The organism is Nonomuraea sp. IBHARD001, assembly GCF_056106265.1.
Genome location: NZ_JBWBBW010000002.1, coordinates 1,077,006 through 1,096,739 on the forward strand (window position 1 = coordinate 1,077,006; position 19,734 = coordinate 1,096,739).

Annotated in this window: 11 protein-coding genes; 6 read left to right on the forward strand and 5 right to left on the reverse strand. The window is 72.3% G+C overall.

The features are described from left to right. Nucleotides 1–57 precede the first annotated feature (57 nt). Nucleotides 58–1,470 carry a hypothetical protein gene (locus tag ACTWNK_RS07425; RefSeq protein WP_474303046.1) on the forward strand — a complete coding sequence of 471 codons (1,413 nt, stop codon included), beginning with the start codon at nucleotides 58–60 and terminating at the stop codon, nucleotides 1,468–1,470. Between the two features lie 33 nt (nucleotides 1,471–1,503). Continuing rightward, entirely contained in the window at nucleotides 1,504–4,929 is a 3,426-nt protein-coding gene (locus ACTWNK_RS07430; RefSeq protein ID WP_474303048.1) for a bifunctional glycosyltransferase/CDP-glycerol:glycerophosphate glycerophosphotransferase, read from the forward strand. A 7-nt stretch (nucleotides 4,930–4,936) separates the two neighbouring features. Here ACTWNK_RS07430 and ACTWNK_RS07435 read toward each other — a convergent pair whose 3' ends face one another. Then, entirely contained in the window at nucleotides 4,937–5,356 is a 420-nt protein-coding gene (locus tag ACTWNK_RS07435; protein ID WP_474303050.1) for a GtrA family protein, read from the reverse strand. A gap of 102 nt (nucleotides 5,357–5,458) precedes the next feature. Between ACTWNK_RS07435 and rffA the strand changes: the two genes are divergently transcribed. Then, nucleotides 5,459–6,619, forward strand: coding sequence for a dTDP-4-amino-4,6-dideoxygalactose transaminase (rffA, locus tag ACTWNK_RS07440; RefSeq protein ID WP_474303052.1), 1,161 nt, complete (start codon nucleotides 5,459–5,461; stop codon nucleotides 6,617–6,619). Here rffA and ACTWNK_RS07445 read toward each other — a convergent pair. Then, nucleotides 6,616–7,575, reverse strand: coding sequence for a glycosyltransferase family 2 protein (locus tag ACTWNK_RS07445; protein WP_474303054.1), 960 nt, complete (start codon nucleotides 7,573–7,575; stop codon nucleotides 6,616–6,618). The two genes, rffA and ACTWNK_RS07445, sit on opposite strands and share 4 nt — an antisense overlap. A gap of 175 nt (nucleotides 7,576–7,750) precedes the next feature. Here ACTWNK_RS07445 and ACTWNK_RS07450 point away from each other — a divergent pair, with 175 nt between their 5' ends. Together ACTWNK_RS07450 and ACTWNK_RS07455 are read left to right on the forward strand one after the other, a co-directional pair. Then, complete coding sequence (locus tag ACTWNK_RS07450; protein ID WP_474303056.1) at nucleotides 7,751–8,818, forward strand: glucose-1-phosphate thymidylyltransferase; 1,068 nt, start codon at nucleotides 7,751–7,753, stop codon at nucleotides 8,816–8,818. A 54-nt stretch (nucleotides 8,819–8,872) separates the two neighbouring features. Then, nucleotides 8,873–9,592, forward strand: coding sequence for a class I SAM-dependent methyltransferase (locus ACTWNK_RS07455; RefSeq protein ID WP_474303058.1), 720 nt, complete (start codon nucleotides 8,873–8,875; stop codon nucleotides 9,590–9,592). Between the two features lie 4 nt (nucleotides 9,593–9,596). On the opposite strand, the gene ACTWNK_RS07460 is transcribed toward ACTWNK_RS07455, so the two are convergent. From ACTWNK_RS07460 to ACTWNK_RS07470, 3 genes are read right to left on the reverse strand one after another with little or no spacing between them, the layout of a single operon-like run. Continuing rightward, nucleotides 9,597–10,208, reverse strand: coding sequence for a methyltransferase domain-containing protein (locus tag ACTWNK_RS07460; RefSeq protein ID WP_474303060.1), 612 nt, complete (start codon nucleotides 10,206–10,208; stop codon nucleotides 9,597–9,599). Next, on the reverse strand, nucleotides 10,205–12,472 hold the full coding sequence (locus tag ACTWNK_RS07465) for a hypothetical protein (RefSeq protein WP_474303062.1): 2,268 nt from the start codon (nucleotides 12,470–12,472) through the stop codon (nucleotides 10,205–10,207). Before ACTWNK_RS07465 ends, ACTWNK_RS07460 begins: the two co-directional genes overlap by 4 nt. A 9-nt stretch (nucleotides 12,473–12,481) precedes the next feature. Beyond that, nucleotides 12,482–15,955, reverse strand: coding sequence for a bifunctional glycosyltransferase/CDP-glycerol:glycerophosphate glycerophosphotransferase (locus tag ACTWNK_RS07470; RefSeq protein ID WP_474303064.1), 3,474 nt, complete (start codon nucleotides 15,953–15,955; stop codon nucleotides 12,482–12,484). A 329-nt stretch (nucleotides 15,956–16,284) separates the two neighbouring features. Between ACTWNK_RS07470 and ACTWNK_RS07475 the strand changes: the two genes are divergently transcribed. Continuing rightward, nucleotides 16,285–19,695 (forward strand): bifunctional glycosyltransferase/CDP-glycerol:glycerophosphate glycerophosphotransferase, encoded by a 3,411-nt coding sequence (locus ACTWNK_RS07475; RefSeq protein ID WP_474303066.1) that lies wholly within the window; start codon nucleotides 16,285–16,287, stop codon nucleotides 19,693–19,695. Nucleotides 19,696–19,734 lie beyond the last annotated feature (39 nt).

Here is a 19,734-nt window from a genome sequence, read left to right on the forward strand (position 1 = left end):
TCAAGCCGCCGCCTGTCACCATCGGCTGCGCAATGTCGTCATCCATCCTGATGCAGCATGAGACGCGGGCATCTGGCGGTAGCCGTACCGATGGTGGTGGCGGCATTCATGGCGTTCTGGGCGATCACCGAGCCGGTGCCGTGGCGGGACGAGGCGGCCACCGCCGATGCCGCCCGGCTGAGCTGGAGCGGGCTGGCCGCACTGCTGTCGCACCTGGACGCTGTGCACGGGGTCTACTACGCGGGGATGCACGTGGTCACCGGTGTGTTCGGCGACGGCGTGGCCGTGCTTCGGACGCCTTCGGCGCTGGCCGTGGTCGCGGCGACCGGCGGGGTGGCGGTGCTCGGCGTGCGGCTGGCGGGGCCGCTCGCGGGGTGCTCGTCCGGGCTGGTGCTCGCCCTGCTGCCCCAGGTGAGCAGGTACGCCCAGGAGGCCAGGAGCTATGCCTTCGTGCTGCTGGCCGGGGTGGCGGCGACGTACCTGCTGCTGCGCCTGCGCGACTCGCGGCGCTGGGTGATGGCCTACGGCGTCGCGTGTGTGGTGCTCGGGCTGCTGAACGCCGTCTCGTGCGTGTTGCTGCTGGCCGCGCACGCGGTGACGGCGTGGGCGCGCGGCGACCTGCGCGGGCAGGCGCTCGCCGCGGGGAGCGCGCTGGCCGTGCTGTCGCCGCTGCTGCTGCTCGCGGCCGGGCAGGGCGAGGCGGTGAGCTGGATCGCGCGGCCGACGCTCGCCACGGCGGGGAACGCGGCCGTGCTGTTCGCCGGGTCGCTCGGCGCGCTGGCCGTGCTGCTGGTGCCGGTCGTGCTCGGGGCCAGGGGGCAGGTGGCCGCCGTCGCGCTGCCGTGGCTGCTGGTGCCGCCGGTGGCGCTGCTGCTGCTGTCGCAGCTCCATCCGCTGTACGTCTTCAGGTATGTGCTGGTGGCCGCGCCCGGCCTCGCGCTCGCCGCCGGGGCCGGGCTGGCCGTGCTCGGGCGGCTCGCGGGGGAGCGGGTCCGGGCGGCGGCCTGGGCGCCGGTGGCGGCGGGGCTGGCCGTGCTCGCGGTGCTCCTCGTGCCGGTGCATCGGCAGGTACGCGAACCGGCCAGCAGGGGGGACGACACCAGGGCCGCGGTCGCCGTGCTGAGGGCCTCGGCCAGGCCTGGCGACGCCGTGCTGTACGTGCCGGGTTCGCGCCGGGCCTTCGCGGTGCTGCACCCGGAGGCCTTCGGCGGGCTGCGGGACATCGGAAGGGGACGCGGAGGCGGCCAGGCCCGGACGGCGAAGGTGGCGCACCGGCTGACCGGGGTACGGCGGGTGTGGTTGTTCAAGGTGTCCGGCATTTCGACATCTGCGGTGGCCGCCGGGCGGGAGGAGAGGGCGAAGATCGGGCTTCTGCCGGAATTCCGGCAGGTCGCCTCCTGGGCCGCAAAAGGGGTCACACTCCGGCTATATGAACGTCACGACTTCGCCTCTCCTGTTTGGTCACGCTAAGTCGGTCGAGGTTGGGCTATTACCTTGATGTCCATGGCCCCACTTCTGAGCGTTGTGGTCCCGTTTTATAACGTCGAGGCGTATTTCGAGGAATGCCTGGATTCCTTGGCGGCTCAGACGCTGAAGGACGTGGAATTCGTCCTGATAGACGATGGTTGCTTCGACGGCAGCGCCGTGCTCGCGAAGGAGCGGGTGGCGGCCGATCCTCGCTTCCGGCTCCTCCAGCAGGACAATCTCGGCCTCGGGCCGGCCCGCAATGCGGGAGCCGCGCAGGCCACGGGCGTCTACCTGGCCTTCGCCGACAGCGACGACGTGCTGCCGCCCATGGCCTACGCCCGGCTGGTCGCCTCGCTCGAACGCACCGGGTCCGACCTCGCGTGCGGCGCGGTCAGGCGGATCGGCGCGACGGGCGTGAGCGAGTCGTGGCTGCACGCCGAGCCGTTCGCCACCGGCAGGGAACGCACGCACATCACGCGCTTTCCCGCCCTGGTCAAGGACAGAACGGTATGGAACAAGGTGTTTCGCCGCTCGTTCTGGGACGCGCACGCCTTCACCTTTCCCGGCATCCTCTACGAGGACGGGCCGGTGATGATTCCCGCCCATGTTCTCGCCGGATTTGTCGACGTCATTCCAGATGTCAGCTATTTCTGGCGTATTCGCAATGACGGCGGATCAATCACACAACGTCGGTACGAAGTGGCCAATATCCGCGACCGGATGGCCTCCGTACGACGGGTGGGCGACTTCCTGCGTGAGCGGGCGCCCGCGCTCAAGGCGGCACACGACGCGACCGTCCTCGCCGTCGACCTCAAGATCCTCATCGAGGCCCTCGACCGGGCGGCCACCGACGCCGAACGCGCCGAACTGGCCGGCCTCGCCTCCGCCTGGCTGGCCGGGGCCGACCCCGGCGTGCTCGCCGCCCAGCCGGTCGCGGCCAGGCTCAGGCTGCACCTGCTCGGCCGCGGCCTGGTCGAGCCGCTGCGCGAGGTGCTGGCCCACGAGCGGGAGTCGTCGCTCACCCCGCCGACCGTGCGCGTGCGGTGGCCGCGTCCGGGGCACTTCGCCGCCTATCCGTTCTTCCGCGATCGGGCCATGGGGGTGCCGGACGAGGTCTACCGGCTGGAGTCCGAGCTGGAGCTGCGGGCACGGGTGGAACGGGCCGACTGGCACGACGGCGTGCTCGTGCTGACCGGCCATGCCTACGTCGCCAGGCTCCCGGCCACCGGGCCGCGCACCGGCCGGGTCAGGATGTGGCTGCGCCACACCAGGACGCGGGCCGAGGTGCCGGTCGCCGTCGAGCGCGCCCACCGTCCCGACATCACGGCGGGCCGTCGCGACCAGGCCGGGTACGACTGGTCCGGCTTCACCGCCAGGATCGACCCGCGCGAGCTCGAACCCGGCCCCGGCCTGTGGCTGCTGCATGCCGAGGTCAGTACGGCGGGCCTGCGGCGTGAGGGCCCGGTCAAGGCCCCGTGGCAGGGCCACGACCGCTTCCCACCGGGCGCGAGACAGCAGGGCAGGACCTTCGTCTGGCCGGTCGCCGACGACAGGGCGTTCGCGATCAGGGCCGAACGGCCCAAGGCGGTGGCGACCGGCTGCCGGATCGACGGCGAGTGGCTGGAGATCGACGGCAGGCTGGCCACCCGGGTGCCGGGCGGCAGGCTGCTCGTCACCAGGGGAGAGGGCGGCCCGCTGGTCGCCGAGGCCCCGCTCGAACCCGTCGGCAAGGGCGGCTTCCTCGCCAGACTGCGCCTGGCCGACCTGGCCGAAGGCGGCGACGTGGCCCAGGAGTGGCCGATCGCGGTGTCGGCCAAGGGCGTGCACAGGCTGGCGGCGGACCCGGCGGTGGCCGAGCCAGGCGTGGTGCTCGACGGCAGGGAGGTCGGGCCGGTCAGGACCCGCTACGGCAACCTGTCGATCGTCAACAGGCCGGAACGGCTGACCGTGACCGGTGTCGCCTGGGTGCGGGACGTGCTCGTGCTGAGCGGCGTGCGCACCGATCCGCGGGCCGATCTGCGGGCCGGGCGCAGGGCTTCGGCGCTGGTGCTGGTCAACGGCAGGACGGCCCGGACCTACAGCTTCCCGATCACCTGGGCGGGTGACGCCTTCCGGGTGGAGTTGCCGCTGTCGCGGGTGCCCGGCGCCTTCGGCGCGCTTCCCGTGGGGGACGGCGTGTGGGAGATGCGGGCCGCAGGGGCGCCGGTCGGGATCAGGCGTGGGCTCATGCACACCGTGCCAGGGGCCAGGGAGATCGGCATGCACGAGGTACGGGTGCAGTTCCACCGTACCGACCAGCTCAAGTTGTCGGTCAGGGCGGCGCTCGGGCAGGCCAGGGGGCCGCTGGCGCAGCGACGGCTGCAGGAGGGGCGCTACCGGAAGGCACGCAGGTCGAGGCCGCGTGACGTCGTGCTGTTCGAGAGCTACTTCGGCGGACAGGCCGCGTGCAACCCCAGGGCGATCCACGAGGAGCTGCGAAGGCGGCAGGCGCCCTTCGAACTGGTCTGGAGCTCGGCGGACGGCCGGTTCCTCGTCCCGGAGGGCGGCAGGGCCGTCCTGCGCGGCACGCCCGAGTACTACGACCTGCTGGCCACCGCGCGCTACGTCGTGAACAACTGCGCCCAGCCGCGCTACTACGTCAAACGCAAGGGCCAGACCTACCTGCAGACCTGGCACGGCACCCCGCTCAAGCGCGTGGGGCTCGACCAGTCGGGCGCCAGGTACGCCGCGTCCTTCGCCGACCCGGGCCGGATCGGCCGCGACGTGGCGCAGTGGGACTGGCTGGTCTCGCCGAGCGCGTTCGCCACCGAGGTGCTGCGCCGGGCCTTCGGCTACCAGGGCCGGGTGCTGGAGAGCGGCTACCCGCGCAACGACCTGATGCACACCGCACGCGAGCACCGGCAGCGCATTCGCCAGGCGCTCGGCGTCGGGCCCGAGACCAGGGCCGTGCTCTACATGCCGACCTGGCGCGACGACGTCTATCTCGACAAGGGGCGGGACGCGACCCCGGCGCTCGACGTGCGGGCGATGGGGCAGGCGCTGGGACGCGGACACGTGCTGCTGCTGCGTCAGCACCATCTGCTGGCCGAGCGGACGAGGGCGCAGGGCGGCGGCTTCGTCGTGGACGTGACCGGGTACCCGAGGGTCGAGGAGCTCTATCTCGCCGCCGACGTGCTGGTCACCGACTACTCCTCGGCGATGTTCGACTTCGGCGGCACGGGCAAGCCGATGGTGTTCTTCGCTCCCGATCTCGCACGGTATCGGGACGAGGTACGCGGGTTCTGCTTCGACTTCGCCGCCGAGGCGCCGGGTCCGGTGCTCGCCACGACCGGGGAGGTGATCGAGGTCCTGCTGGCCGGTGCGATCGAGGCGCCGGGCTATGCGAGCTTCAGGCGGCGCTTCTGCGCGCTGGACGACGGGCTGGCCTCGGCCAGGGTGGTGGACGCGGTGTTCGGGGGCTGAGCGGGGTTCAGCGGCCGAACACCCAGCGCTCCATCGCCAGGTAGCGGACCACCGTCAGCACGCCGCAGGCCGCGACGGTGGCCGTCACCTCGACCAGCGGCGAGTGCCCCGAGGTCAGCAGCAGGGCGCAGGAGGTGGCGGCGGTGTAGGCGGCGAACAGGACGGCGGCGCGGGTGTGCTGGCCGAGCCTGGACCCGGACCGTGCCTGGAAGGTCCAGCGCCTGTTGGCCTCGGTGTTGAGCACGACGAGCACCCCCATGGCGACGAGGTTGGCCCCCCACGGCCCGAGAACGCCCCGAAGCCCCGCATAAATGCCGACATATGCCAGCAATGAACCTGCGCCGATAACGGAAAAAGTCACAAGCTTTCGCATGCGGCCGTGCCGTACGGCGGGCGGGCGGTATTCGGTCACGATCTGGTCGGTCATTCGACGATGGTCTCGTGAGGCGGTTAAAGCATGTGGCGATGTCCGGCCTCGGCAAGGTGAAGTCACTAGGGTGACCGTGCTCGCACATCCAACGGGGGAAGAATGTCGACGACACGGCTGGAAAGCGCAACAATTCCATTCACCCGCACCTTTCTCACCGGCCTCGAACACGAATATCTGACGGCCAGCATGGCCAGCGGGGCGCTCGCGGGGGACGGCTCGTTCACCGAGCGGGCCACGCGGCTGCTGGCCGGGCTCACCTCGGTGCGGTCGGTCCTGCTCACCACCTCCTGCACGCACGCGCTGGAGATGGCCGCGCTGCTGCTCGACCTGAGGCCGGGCGACGAGGTGATCATGCCGTCCTTCACCTTCGTCTCCACGGCCAACGCCTTCGCGCTGCGCGGGGCCGTACCCGTGTTCGTGGACTGCAGGCCCGACACGCTCAACCTGGACGAGAGCCTGGTCGAGGCGGCGATCACCGAGCGGACCAGGGCGATCGTCGTCGTGCACTACGCGGGTGTGGCCTGCGAGATGGACACGATCGGGGCCGTCGCCGCACGCCACGGCCTGGCCGTCGTCGAGGACAACGCACACGGGCTCGGCGGCTCCTACCGGGGCAGGCCGCTCGGCTCGTTCGGCGCGATGGCCACGCAGAGCTTCCACGTCACCAAGAACGTGCAGTGCGGCGAAGGCGGCGCCCTGCTGGTCGGCGACGACGCGCTCGCCGCACGGGCCGAGATCATCAGGGAGAAGGGCACCAACAGGAGCCAGTTCTTCCGGGGCCAGGTCGACAAGTACCGCTGGGTCGACATCGGATCGAGCTACCTGCCCGCCGACCTGCTGGCCGCCTTCCTCACCGCACAGCTGGAGTGCTTCGAGCGCATCCAGCGCGAACGCGGCCAGGTGTGGGCGGCCTACCACGAGCGGCTGGCCGACTGGGCGGCGCAGCGCGCGGTGGGCAGGCCGTCCGTGCCTCCGTGGTGCGCGCACCCGGCCCATCTGTACTACCTGCTCATGCCCACGCTCGCCGCCAGGCAGGACTTCATCGGCTACCTGCGCGAGCGCGGCGTGCAGGCCAGCTTCCACTACCAGCCGCTGCACACGGCGCCAGCCGCCGCCCGCCACGGCCGCACCGCGCCGGGCGGCTGCCCCGTGACCGAGAGCGCCGCCGACAGGCTGGTACGGCTGCCGCTGTTCGCCGGGATGAGCGAAGCCGAGCTCGACCAGGTCGTGGCCGCCGTGCTCGGCTTCGACCCGCGTTAGCGCCCGGCGTGCGAGGGGCGCGGGATCTCGATCGCCGAGCCTTCGCCCCGCTCGCGCACCACATAGGTCGGACAGCCCATCCCGCCCGCGTGGATGCGCCCGACGTACTCACCCAGCACGCCGATCGCCAGCATCTGGGCGGCGGAGAACAGGGCGATCATCGAGCCGAGCATGGTGAAGCCCTCGACGGTCGTCGCGCCGGTGTAGTACTCCCACAGGATGCGCCCGAGCAGCCCGAGCCCGAGCAGCCCGACCAGCACCCCCAGATAGGTGACCAGCCGCAGCGGCGCCGTGCTGTAGCCGAAGAGCATGTTGCCCGCGTGCCGCAGCAGCCCGCCGATCGTGTAGCCGGAGCGGCCGTTCTCCCGATGCGGCATCACCACCCTGACCGACGTGATCCGCGTCGTACCCCACGACAGCGCCACGTCGACCGAGACGTGCCTGCTGCTCACGCCCTCGAAGCCGTCGCGCAGGAAGGTGCGGAACAGCCGGAACGAGCTGATCGTCTGCGCGCCCCTGACCCCGAGCGGCCCGGCGAGCGCGGCCTTGACCGTGCGCGAGGCCAGGCTCCTGACCCGTCCGTGCTCCTCGCGGGCGGCCACCGCGTAGACCAGGTCGACGCCGGGCGTCAGCGCCCTGATCAGCAGCGGGATCTCCTCGGGCGGGTGCTGCAGGTCGTCGTCCATCGTGACGACGACCTCGTGCAGGGCGGCCCTGACGCCCGCGACGGTGGCGTTCTGCTGGCCGTAGTTCCTGGCGAGCTGGATCGTGCGCACCGAGGCGACCCTGGCGGCCAGGCCTTCGGCGACCGCGCCCGTCGCGTCGGGGTCGCCGTCGACGACCAGGACGATCTCGTGCGCCGAGCAGTGCTGCGGCAGCACGCGTTCGAGCCGCTCGACGACCTCCGGCAGCGTCGCGGCCGAGCCGTAGCAGGGAATGACGACAGAGATCTGCACAGAATGCCCCCGACGTTCGTGTGTGATCACCTGGATTGGGCAAAACTCGGCGGCCCGGCGCGGGACCGGGCGATATTGTCGCAGGAACAATGCGGTGACCGGTCGTGCGACTTTCCAAAACGAACACATTCATTGCCGTGGCATTGCCTTGGCGGACGGGGAGAAAGAGCGCTCAATGAAGGCACTTGTGCTGGCCGGTGGAAAAGGCACGCGACTGCGGCCGCTCACCCACACCTCCGCCAAACAACTCGTCCCCGTCGCCAACAAACCGGTGCTCTTCTACGGCCTCGACGCCATTCGCGACGCGGGCATCACCGATGTCGGCATCATCGTCGGCGAGACCGGTGAGGAGGTGCGCGCGGCGGTCGGCGACGGCTCCAGGTTCGGGCTGCGCGTCACCTACATCCCCCAGGACGAGCCGCTCGGCCTCGCGCACTGCGTGCTGGTGGCCCGCGACTACCTCGGCGACGACGACTTCGTCATGTACCTCGGCGACAACTTCCTCGTGGGCGGCATCACCGGCCTGGTCGAGGAGTTTCGCGCGGGCGACTACGACGCCCAGGTGCTGCTCACCCGCGTGAGCGAGCCCGAGTTGTACGGCGTCGCCGAACTCGGGCCGCACGGCGACATCATCGGCCTGCAGGAGAAGCCGAGCCGCCCCAGAAGCGACCTGGTCCTGGTCGGCGTCTACATGTTCACCGCCGCCGTGCACGAGGCCGTGCGCGCCATCTCCAGCGCGCCCAGGGGCGAGCTGGAGATCACCGACGCCCTGCAGTGGATGATCGACAACGGCCTGCGCGTGCACTCCCACCGCGTGAGCGGCTACTGGAAGGACACCGGCAGGCTCCAGGACATGCTGGAGTGCAACCGCATCGTGCTGGAGTCGGTCGAGCCCAGGATCGACGGCAAGGTGACGGCCGACTCCCGCCTCGACGGCCGGGTGGTGATCGAGGCCGGGGCGAGTGTGGAGAACTCGGTCCTGCGCGGCCCGATCGTGATCGGCGCTGGCTCCAGGATCTCCGGCTCCTACATCGGCCCCTTCACCTCCATCGCCGAGCACTGCGAGATCGAGGACGCCGAGATCCAGTACTCCATCGTGCTGGGCAACTCCCGCGTGCGCGGCGTCTCGCGCATCGAGTACTCCCTCATCGGCAGGGACGTCGAGGTCACCAGGGCGCCGTCGGTGCCTGACTCGCACCAGCTCATGGTCGGCGACCACAGCCGCGTGCAGGTGCGCGGATGATCGACAACGAAGCCGGGCGCTCGCCGCGTGCGACGGCCGCGGGAACGGGGAGTCGTGCAGGCCGCTGACATCCGAAGGTTCGCCGCCATCGAGGAACGCCACTGGTGGTATCGCGAGCGCAGGGCCGTGCTCGCCCGTGAGCTGCGCGGGCTGGGCCCGCCCACCGCGTCCGGCGCGCACGGCGCCGCGATCGACGTCGGCGCGGGCGGCGGCGGCAACACGCAGGTGCTGCGCGAGCACGGCTGGCAGGCGCTGGCCGTCGACTACTCGCCCGAGGCGGTGCAGCTGGCGACCGAGCGCGGGCTGAACGCGATCCAGGCCGACGCGTGCGACCTGCCGGTGCCGACCGGCGCCTACGACCTGGCGGTCAGCTTCGACATGCTGGAGCACATCGAACACGACCACCTGGCCGCCGCCGAGCTGGCCCGCGTGCTCAGGCCGGGCGGCACCGCACTCGTCGCGGTGCCGTGCGACATGGCGCTGTGGTCGGCGCACGACGAGGCCTGCGCGCACTTCCGCCGCTACACCAGGGCCTCGCTGCGCGCTCTGGTGGAGGGCGCCGGGCTGGTCGTCGAGGAGCTGTGGAGCTGGAACGTCATCCTCAGGCCCGCGTTGCGGCTGCGCAGGCGCTCGCTCAAGGGCGCCGACCTGGACGAGCCGCCCGCACCGCTCAACGCCGTGCTGGGTGCGATCGTCGCGGCCGAACGCCATCTGCCGCTGCGCTCGCTGCCGGGCGTCTCGCTGATGCTCCGCGCGACGAAACCGCACGCCTGAGGGGTCACCGCACGGCGTCGCCCGCGGGTACGGCGGCGCCGGGCAGTGCGGCGATCATGTCGCGGCCGAGGTTCTCCACGCGCACCGCGCCCAGCGACTCCATCAGCGAGCGGAAGCCCGCCTCGTCGAAGCGGAAGGTGTGCCCGCCCGCCTTGGTCGCCGCGCCCAGCCCGGCCAGGCGGGCGATCCACGGCACGCTCGCCTGCGCCAGGTTGTGCACGGGCTCGCAGATGAGCAGCGTGCGCCCGGCCGCACGCTGCAACCGGCGCACGAACGCCTCGGCCTCGGTGTGGAAGTGGTAGAGCGAGGCCTGCAGCACCACGACGTCGGCCTGCGGGAACGGCTCCGAGCGCACGTCGGCGACCCGCGCGGCGACACCTGACCGGGTGAGCGACCTGACGAACCTGGGGTTCTCGTCGAGCCCCAGATAGCCGACGGGCCGATCGGCGAGGCCGTGCCTGCGCAGGACGCCGGTCCCGCAGCACACGTCGAGCACGCTCTCACCGTCCCGGATGGCGGCGGCGATGCGGGCGACACGCTCGTGCGCGCGCTTGCCGTACATGACCCGCAGGGCCAGGTCGTAGCCCGCGGGGTGCCAGTAGACAGGACTGATCATGGGGTCACCTCGTATACGGCGCAGTCGCCCGCGCGGTGGCGCAGCCTGACGTGCTCGCTGCGCGCGAGGGCCAGGCCGCCTGAGCTTTCGTCGGCGAACAGCCACCGCACGCCGTAGTGGTCGCGCAGGCGGCCGAGCGTGGCGGCGGAAGGCAGGGTGAACGCGGCGTCGTTGTCGGCGAGCCGCCGCTCGTCCCAGTACGGGACGTACAGGTTGGCCCCCTTGCGTGGGGGGATGTCGCTCTCGCGGGCCGGGGTGAAGCTCCAGCCTTCGAGCAGGATGCGGCGTTCGGCATATCCGGCCAGCCAGAAGTGCCTGGCATTGCAGCCTTCGGCCCGCCTGAGCCGCTGGCAGTGCATGTTCGTGGCGACGAGATCGCCCGGCGCCGAGTGCGCGCGCAGCCATCTGGCCGCACCCACGCCACCCTTGGGTATCTCGGCGGCGACGGGCGCGACCGCACGCCACCCGTGCTCGGCGGCCGTGGCGGCGACGCCGTCGACGGTCGCGGCCCACGGAGCCGCGCCCATCGCGGCGGCCAGCACCAGCCCGAACCCCAGCCGCCTGCGCCGCACCTCGGCCGACCCCGCCACCAGCCCGCCCCACACCAGCAGCCCCACCCCGACCAGCAGCCCGTACGGCGCCAGCACCCCGGCCACACCGCCCGGCCGATCACCCCCGTCGAACACCGCACCGGCCAGCACCTCGGCCACCCACGCCACGCCGAGCCCCGCCGCCACCCCCATGGCCACCCAGCGCACGGCCACCCGCCCGGGCAGCGCCGCCGCGATCCCGCACGCGGCGGCCACCGACAGGTACGGCCTGGCGGAGTTGAGCAGGAAGTGCTGGCTGAAGCCCGGATGGCCGAGCAGCACCATGCCGCACACGGCCGAGGCACCCATCCCGAGGAACAGCACGAGGACGGGCCCGGGAGCGCGAAGCCCCGCCACACCGCCCCACATGAGCGCCCACGCGAGCAGGCACACGCCCATGACCGCCACCACGACGCCGACGCCGGCGCCGCCGCCGGACACGGCATGGTCGTAGACGGCCATCCACTGCACACCCGAGCCCGGCGCCAGCGTCATCCCGTTGGACGTGCCGCCGTACAGCACCCCTTGGGCCAGCCCCAGCACCACGCACGTGATGCCGGTCGCCGTCGCGGCGGCCCGGTCGAGCGTGCGGGAGCGCACCAGGCGCACGGCGAGCACGGTCAGCAGCCCGGCCAGCAGCATCGGCAGGAACGTCGCCTTGCCGCCCGCGACCACCACCAGCAGCACGGTGAACAGCACCCACCGCGCCGGGCCGCGCCGCCCCTGCAGCAGGTCGGCGAGCACCAGCATCGCAGCCGCGCACAGCAGGGTGGCGAATACCTGGGTCGGGCTCAGGAACGAGCTGAGCGCCCCTTCGGCGAGCGGCCGGTCGCGCAGCCACGCATAGGGGTTCGGCGCGTAGACGCACGCGCAGATCAGCACCGCGAGGCCACCCGCCCACCAGCGCCCCGACAGCCTGCGCCCGAGCGCGGCCACCAGCACATAGGTACAGGCGAGCATCGGCAGCACGCTGAGCCGGTACAGCAGCGTCTGCGCCTCGATGCCGGTCACCCAGCTGCTCGCGGCGGCCTCGGCGTAGAAGAACCAGTGGTAGTACAGCGGCTCGCCCGCCACCGGGGGATAGGTGGGCGGCATGTGATGACGCAGCTCGCCGATCAGGGCCAGGTGGTAGGGCATGTCCCAGTTCGGCGTGGCGTTGCGCGGCCAGGACAGACCGTGGCGCGCGTAGAACCATCCGGCGTTGACCGTGAGGACGGCGGCCACGACCCCGGCTATCGTCCACGCGCAGCCGGGCGGCATCGGCTCGCCGCCTCGCCAGTGCCGTCTGAGGCCGGGCACGACGGTGAAGACGGCCAGGACGAGCGCGGGCCAGGCGAGCACCAGCAGGGGCAGTCCGGCCCAGCGCGCGGGCACGTAGGTGAGCACCTCAAGGGCGTAGCCGAGCGCCGTGCCCGCCGCGAGGTCGGTGGCGGTGCCGCCCGACCGGCCGCGCAGGGCGCGCCAGAGCAGGGCGCCGGGCACGGTGACACAGACCAGCACGTAGCCGCAGAACAGCCCGGTCGTGACCGGCGGCACGCCGTACGCGCGCAGCAGCACGGTGGTCAGGGCGGCAACCAGCAGGGCCGGGATCCAGCCGGAGGCGAGCAGGACGGTGACCGGGCGGCGGGGGCCTGGCCGGTCGGGGGCCGCGGTGGGTGCGGCGGTGGTCAGCATGGGGTCGGGTCAGCTCCACGTGAGGTGGTCGACGACACGGGCCGCCGCCCCGCCGTCGTCCAGATGGCAGAAACGGGCGGCGAAGGCCGCGTGCCTGTCGGCGTGCGCGGCGGCGACCTGGCCGAGCGAGCGCAACGCGTCGAGGACGTCGTCGGCCTCACGCAGCAGCGGGCCCGGCGCCTCGGCCTCGAAGTCGAGGTAGAAGCCCCTGAGCCGGTCGCGGTAGTGCTCGAGGTCGTGGGTCAGGAAGAGCATCGGCCTGCCCGTGGCGGCGAAGTCGAACATCAGCGAGGAGTAGTCCGTCACCAGCACGTCCGCGATCAGCAGCAGCTCGGCCACGTCCGGATAGCGGCTCACGTCGAGCGTCCTGCCGCCGCCGAGCCCGGCGGCGGGCGCGCTGTGCAGATGGCCGCGTACCAGCAGCACGTCGTGCCGGTCGGTCGCACGTTCCCAGCGCCCGGCCTCGAACGGCAGGTCCATGCGGTAGCGCCCGCCGCCCGCCGAGCGGTCGTCGCGCCAGGTGGGGGCGTACAGCACGACGCGCTGTTCGGGCGTGAGGCCGAGTCGCGCGCGCACGCGTGCGGCGACCGCCTCGCGGCCGGGGCGGTGCAGCAGGTCGTTGCGCGGGTACCCGCTCTCCAGCACGGGGCCCTCGTAGCCGAAGGCGCGCCGGAAGATCGGCGTGCTGAAGGAGTTGGGCGACAGCAGCAGGCTCCACCTGGCCACTTCCAGGCCGAACGACCTGAGGTACTCGGCGCCTCCCGCGAAGCGGATCTCGGGGATGTCGCGGCCGATCCGCTTGAGCGGTGTGCCGTGCCAGGTCTGGACGTAGGTCTGGCCGGGACGCCTGACGAACCAGGCGGGCGCGTTGTCGTTGCCGAAGACGTGCCTGGCCACGGCCATCGCCTTGAAGTGCTCGCTGCTGTCGCGCAGGACCACCCTGACGCCGGGGGGCGCGTCGACCTGGCCGTCGGCCGACACCCACACGCACTCGCGGTCGTCGCCGCGTCTGCGCAGCTCCTCGTAGATCGCCCGGGGACTGTCGGAGTACTGCCTGCCGCGCCACGACTCGAAGACGGCGACGTCGGCCAGCGGGCGTCCGCGCATCAGCGGGTAGGCGCTGTCGCGCAGGCGGCGCTGGGCGTACTTGCCAGCGTCGGCGCCGCGCATGAGCTTGACGTGCACATGGGCCTCGCCGCCCGAGCCCGCCTGCAGCTTGAACTGGTGTGCGCCGAGCACCTTGGGCCCGGGCAGCATGTCGAGCAGTCCCTGGGAGAAGCGGATCGGCTCGTCGCCCTCATCGGTGCGGGCCAGCAGGTCCCACACGCCTGACCTGAGCGGCACGCTGGCCCCGAACTGTGGCATCCGGCCGGGGCAGAACTCGGCGGCGAACCCACCCCCGTGCCGGTGATGGGGCAGGACGAACTCCTGCCCGTCGCCCCTGCGCCGCAGCACGAGCGCCCGTGACCTGCCCGTCTGCTCGCCCGCGGGCAGGTCGCCGGAGACGGCCAGCATGGCGTCGCCCGCCCAGGCCGCACGCGCCAGCACCAGCTGCGGCGGGCGCTCGTCGGCCCCGAGCCCGCCCATGTACGTCGCGGCGAAGGTGACCTCGCGGCCGCCCACCGCATGCCTGGACTCGGGCAGCCCGTCGGCCAGCATCACCCTGGCCGCCCTTCCGGCGCCGAGATCGAGGGTGAAGCGCCACTGCCTGCCCCGGCGGGCCGCATGTCCCCCTTCGACCAGGTCGGCCAGCGGCACGGCCACCGCGAAGGCGGTCGAGCTGACCGACAGCTTGGTCAGGGTGAGCGGCCAGCGCCTGCTCTGCGTGCCCGCCGCGCTCCCGGTGCGCGCCCTGCCGATCAGCGCGGCCTCGCCCCACGGCAGGGCTCCGTCGAGCTCGGCCCAGCCGGTGAGGGTGGCGACGCCGTTCTCGACGCCGATCGCGGTGACCTCGGCGCGCAGGCGGCTGATCCTGACGACCATGCGGCCTTCGGAGGCGAGCACGCCGAGCCAGAGGCCGGGCGCGACCTGCCTGCGCGCCGGCCGCCGTCCCTGCCCGTCGCCGGGCAGCCGCAGCGCCGCCGTGCGCTTGACCCCGGCGGCCGTGACCTCGACGCCGATCTCCCAGCGCCCGCCGCGCCGCCCGCCGTCGGTCAGCTCGGCCGGGTCGACGACGACCTCGAACCCGGACCAGTCGTAGCAGACGGCGTCCTGCCCCGAGGAGGCCGTGACGTCCGGCCGCCGTAGCCGGTGGACGGGCGGGCGCAACTCCTTGCCGTCCCTGCCCCGGCGCAGCACCACCGCGATCGTGGAGCCGTTCGTCTCGCTCAGGTCCAGGCCCTTGATATAGGCGTATCCCGAGATGGACAGGTACCTGCCGATGCGCCACCGCGTCCAGTCGGCCGAGCCGACCAGCTGGAACTCCTCGTCGTTGAGCCGGAACACGCGTCGTGCGACCTGGCCTGACCTGCGGTAGGGGTGGTCGGCGTACCAGCCGCGCCAGCCCTTCCTGAACGCGTGGCCCACCCCGCCGCCGCGCTCGCGCAGCACCTCGGCCAACTCGTCGGCTAGCCCGGCCTCGATCAGGTGGTAGGTCAGCCGGTCCAGCCAGGGCAGCCGGTCGAGCACCTGCCGGTCGAAGCCCCTGACGAACGCGCCGACGCCTTCCAGCAGTCTGGCCCGGTAGTCGTCGTCGCCTCCGGTGAACTGCCCGACGAACGGCGGCAGGTCGCTCAGCAGCACGCAACGGTCGAAGGCGCGCAGCAGGGCGGCGGGGCCGTGCCCTTCGAGGAAGGCGCGCACCGAGGCGACGGAGGCGAGCCTGTCCTCCAGATTGCCGGGCGCCGTCCTGCTCTGCGTGATGGACGGCTCGCCCGCCTCGCGCTGACGCCAGTAGTAGACGGGACCGGCGAGCAGGTCGACCGATCCGGCCAGCACGTGCGCGGGGATGGTGACCGGGGCGTCCTCGTACCAGCCGGGCGGGAAGGCGAAGGCGTGCCTGTCCCAGAAGCTGCGGCGGTAGACCTTGTTCCAGGCCGTCCTGTCACGCAGCAGCCGGGGATCCTCGCGGATGTGGGTACGCCTGACGTCGCGCTCGAACAGGCCCGCGTGCAGCCGTGAGGCCCAGTCGCCGGTGGAGTTCATACAGCGCACGCCGCCCGCCGCCAGGTCCGAGCCGGTGCGTTCGAGCGAGCCGACCAGCCGTTCGTAGGCGTCGTCGGCGAGCACGTCGTCGCTGTCGGCGAAGGCGAGATAGCGGCCGGTGGCATGGGCGGCACCGGCGTTGCGCGCCGGGCCGAGTCCCGTGTTGTCCTGCTGGAGCAGTCTGAAGCGGGAATCGCCTGTCATGCGCTCCTTGACGATCACCGCACTGGCGTCCGGCGAGCCGTCGTCCACGCAGACGACCTCGAAGTCGCCGAGCGTCTGCCTGGAAAGGGAGGCCAGGCAGTCGTCGAAATAGGCTTCCACTCTGTAGAAAGGCACGACGACACTGAGAAGTGGGGCCAAGAGAGTGACTCCTTGCGCTGCTCACGGGCTGCTACAGCATCGCTTATGTCCGTGTCGTGCGGCGCGGGAAAGGAACGGCCTGCCGATCTGTTGAATCGCCCTTGACCTCTTCTTGGGGCGGCCCCGCGGGGGTGGGGCGGGGCGGTCGGCCGCCTTTCAAGGAATCGGCGCATTCGGGTAACGGGAGGGTGTTGGCGGGGAGGTCGCCGACCTGCTCTGGCCCACACTTGGAGCGATCTCGCCGATGGCCAGCGGGGCGGGAACGCATAGGCAGTGAGGGGCAGACTTTGGCGCCAAAGCTCAGCGTGGTCGTGCCATTTTATAATGTGGAGCGATATTTCCGGTCCTGCCTTGACTCGATCGCCGGGCAGACGCTCGCCGATCTCGAGGTCATCTGCGTGGACGACGGCTCGGCCGACGGCAGTGCGGTCATCGCCAAGGCCTTCGCGGCGAATGATCGGCGCTTCCGGCTGATCCAGCAGGAGAACAGGGGCCTCGGCCCGGCCCGCAACGCCGGTGCCGAGATCGCCACGGGACGATTCCTCGCATTCATGGACAGCGACGACGTGCTTCCCGCCGACGCCTACGAGTTGCTCGTCTCGTCGCTGGAAAGCACCGGCTCGGATTTCGCCTGCGGAAATGTGGAATACGTGAACTCCGCCCGGCGTTGGCCGTCCCCACTGCATGCCGGGCCGTTCGCCGGCAACCGCAGGAAAACACATGTGACCCGGCATCCGGCGCTGCTGCTCGACCGGACGGCATGGAACAAGGTCTTTCGCCGTGCATTCTTCGCCGGACACGGTTTCGCCTTTCCCTCGGGACTTTACGAGGACGCGCCCGTCACCATTCCGGCGCACGCGCTCGCCAGGTCGGTCGACGTGCTCAAGGACGTCGTGTACTACTGGCGCAAAAGGGAGTCGGGCCGGCTTTCCATCACCCAGCAGCGGACCGTGCCTGGCAATGTCGAAGGCAGGTTCGCCTCCATCGCGCACACCCGCGAACTGCTGGCCATCCACGGCCGGGGCGAGCTCGGCCTGGCCTACGACCGATCGGTGCTGCGCAGCGACGTGCCGATCTACGTCAACCAGTACCTCGCCGGCGACGACGACTACCGGGCCAGGATGACGGCCACGATCGGCGCGTTCGCCGCCCTGCTCGACGAGAACGCGGCCGACGAACTGCCGTGGGAGCAGCGGCTGGTGTTCGACCTGATCAGGAAGGGCCGGACCGACGACCTCGCCGTCGCACTCGCCGAACGCGCGGCGGGCAGGGGGCGCAGGCTGGTCAGGAAGTGGTCGGGCTGGCAGGTCGACCACGTGCTCCGGGACCGGCTGCCCGCCAGGACGTTCCGGATCGACCCGGCCGCGACACCGCCCGTCGTCCGGGTGGACGAGCTGCGCTGGACCCGGCACGGCCGGTTGCGCGTCGCCGGTCTCGCGCACATCCCGGGACTCGGCGTGCCCACGCCGGAGGCGACGCCGCTCACGCTGACGCTGGTCGACCGCAAGAGCGGCAGGCGTACCCCGCTGCCGGTCAGACGGGCGCAGCGCCGGGCGCCCGTCGCCCGCGCCGACACCCCCTTCGACTGGGCCGGGTTCGAGGCCGACCTCGACCCGAGGGACCTGCCGGGCGCGATGAGCGTCAAGGGCGGCTCGTGGCTGCTGCACGCGAGCCTGAGCGAGAGCGGCGTCACCGGCGAGACGTGGGCCGAGGCCGCGGGCGAGGCCAGGCAGTTCACCGGCGTCGAACTGCACCCGAGGATCTGGCTGCACTCCGAGAGCGCGGACGGCGACGCGCTCGTGCTGAAGACCCAGCAGGTGACGGCCGCGGGCGGCATCGGCGTGGGCGACGAGGGCCGGCTGCTGGTCAGCGGCTGGATCGCGGCCAAGGACGAGGGCGCGGAAGGCACATTGCACCTGCGGCTGCGCCGGGGCGGCCACGAGATCACCACACCGCTCAGCCTGACCAGGCTCGGCGGCGGCCTGCTCGCCTTCGAGGCCGCACCCGTCGTCGCCGTGCTCGCCGAAGCCGCGCTCGCCCGCTCGGCGCCCGCCTCCCAGGACACACCCGCCGATCCCGACCCGCACTGGGACCTCTACGTCTCGGTGGGCGCCCAGCCGCCCCGCCGCCTGGTCAGCGCCGATCCGATCAGGACCGAACACCTCACGCTGTACGGCCGCGCCGAGGTCGCCGCCGTCGCGGCCAGGCACGGCTATCTCAGTGTCGTCGTGCGCGCGGCCAGGCCCACGGTGAACCAGATCGGCTGGGTCGCGCCCGGTGCGCTCGCCGTCGCGGGCGCCTGGCCGGGCGGGCCGGGCGGCGGCGAGCTGGTGCTGCGCCGATGCGGCGGGGCGGGCGTGCACCGGGTGCCGCTCGCCTGGTCGGGCGAGGCCTTCACCGCCACTGTCCGGCCGTCGGACCTCACGGCATTCGGCGAGCGCGTCCCGCTGGCGAGCGGCGACTGGGAGGTGCTCGTCGGCGAGGCCGTGCCGGCGGCCGTACGGGTGAGCAGGGAGTGTGCCGCGCATCTGCCGCGTGACACGGTCGTGGGCGCGCATGTCGTGGGGCCGCGCCGCAGGTTCGCCGACGGGCTGCACCTGCGCAGCGCCGTGTGGCTCGGCCCGGACGAAGGCGCCAACGCCCAGCGCGGGCTCAAGGAGCACGCCTATCCGGCCTTCCGCCGCAAGCGCGTGACCGAGCTGGTGGTCTTCGAGTCGTGGGGCGGCAGGCAGTACTCCGACAGCCCCCGGGCGATCTACGAGGAGCTGCGCGGGCGCGGCGACGACCGCGAGTGCGTGTGGGTGTCGGCCGACGGCCAGGTGCGCCCGCCCGCCGGTGCGAAGGTCGTCCTGCGCGACAGCAGGGCACACGCCCAGGCGCTGGCCAGGGCCGGACACGTGTTCGCCAACCACCACGCGCCCACCTGGTACGTCAAGCGTCCCGGCCAGGTCCACGTCCAGACCTGGCACGGCACACCGCTCACCCGCTCGGGCCTGACCGCACCCGCCGAAGCGGGGGACTGGGACCTCCTGCTGTCCCCGAACCCGCCGAGCACCCCGGTCCTCACCCAGGCCTTCGGGTACGGCGGGCAGGTGCTGGAGTCCGGCCACCCGCGCAACGACGTCCTGCACGGCGCGCGGCGCGACGAGGTCGCCGCCAGGGTGCGCGCCGCGCTCGGCCTGCCGGAGGGCGGGCGCGTGGTGCTCCACGCCCCGGCCAAGGGGCGGGAGCGGGCTCACCTCACGATGGGCGGGCTCGACCTGGGCAGAGCGCGGCGGGCGCTCGGACGGGAGCACGTGCTGCTGCACCTGGGCGATCCGGACGCGGCCGACACCGCACGGGTGGCGGGCTCCGGGGTTCTCGACGTCACGCTCTATCCGGACGCGGCCGAGCTGCTGCTGGTCGCGGACGTGCTGGTGACGGACTACTCCTCGCTGATGTTCGACTTCGCCGCGACGGGCAGGCCGATGCTCTTCCTGACCGGCGACATCGAGCATCACCGCGACCTGAGCGGCGGTTTCGCCTTCGACTTCGAGCACGAGGCGCCCGGCCCGCTGCTGCGCACGTCCGACGAGGTGATCGAGGCGCTCACCGCGATCGACGACGTGGCGGGCGCGCACCGGACGGCGCACCGGGCCTTCGCCGAACGCTTCTGCCCCTTCGACGACGGCTCGGCCGCCTCCCGCGTGCTGGATCACGTCTTCGGCGCGCACTGATCCCCGTGCCCTGAGCCGGATACCGATCGGCTCAGGGCA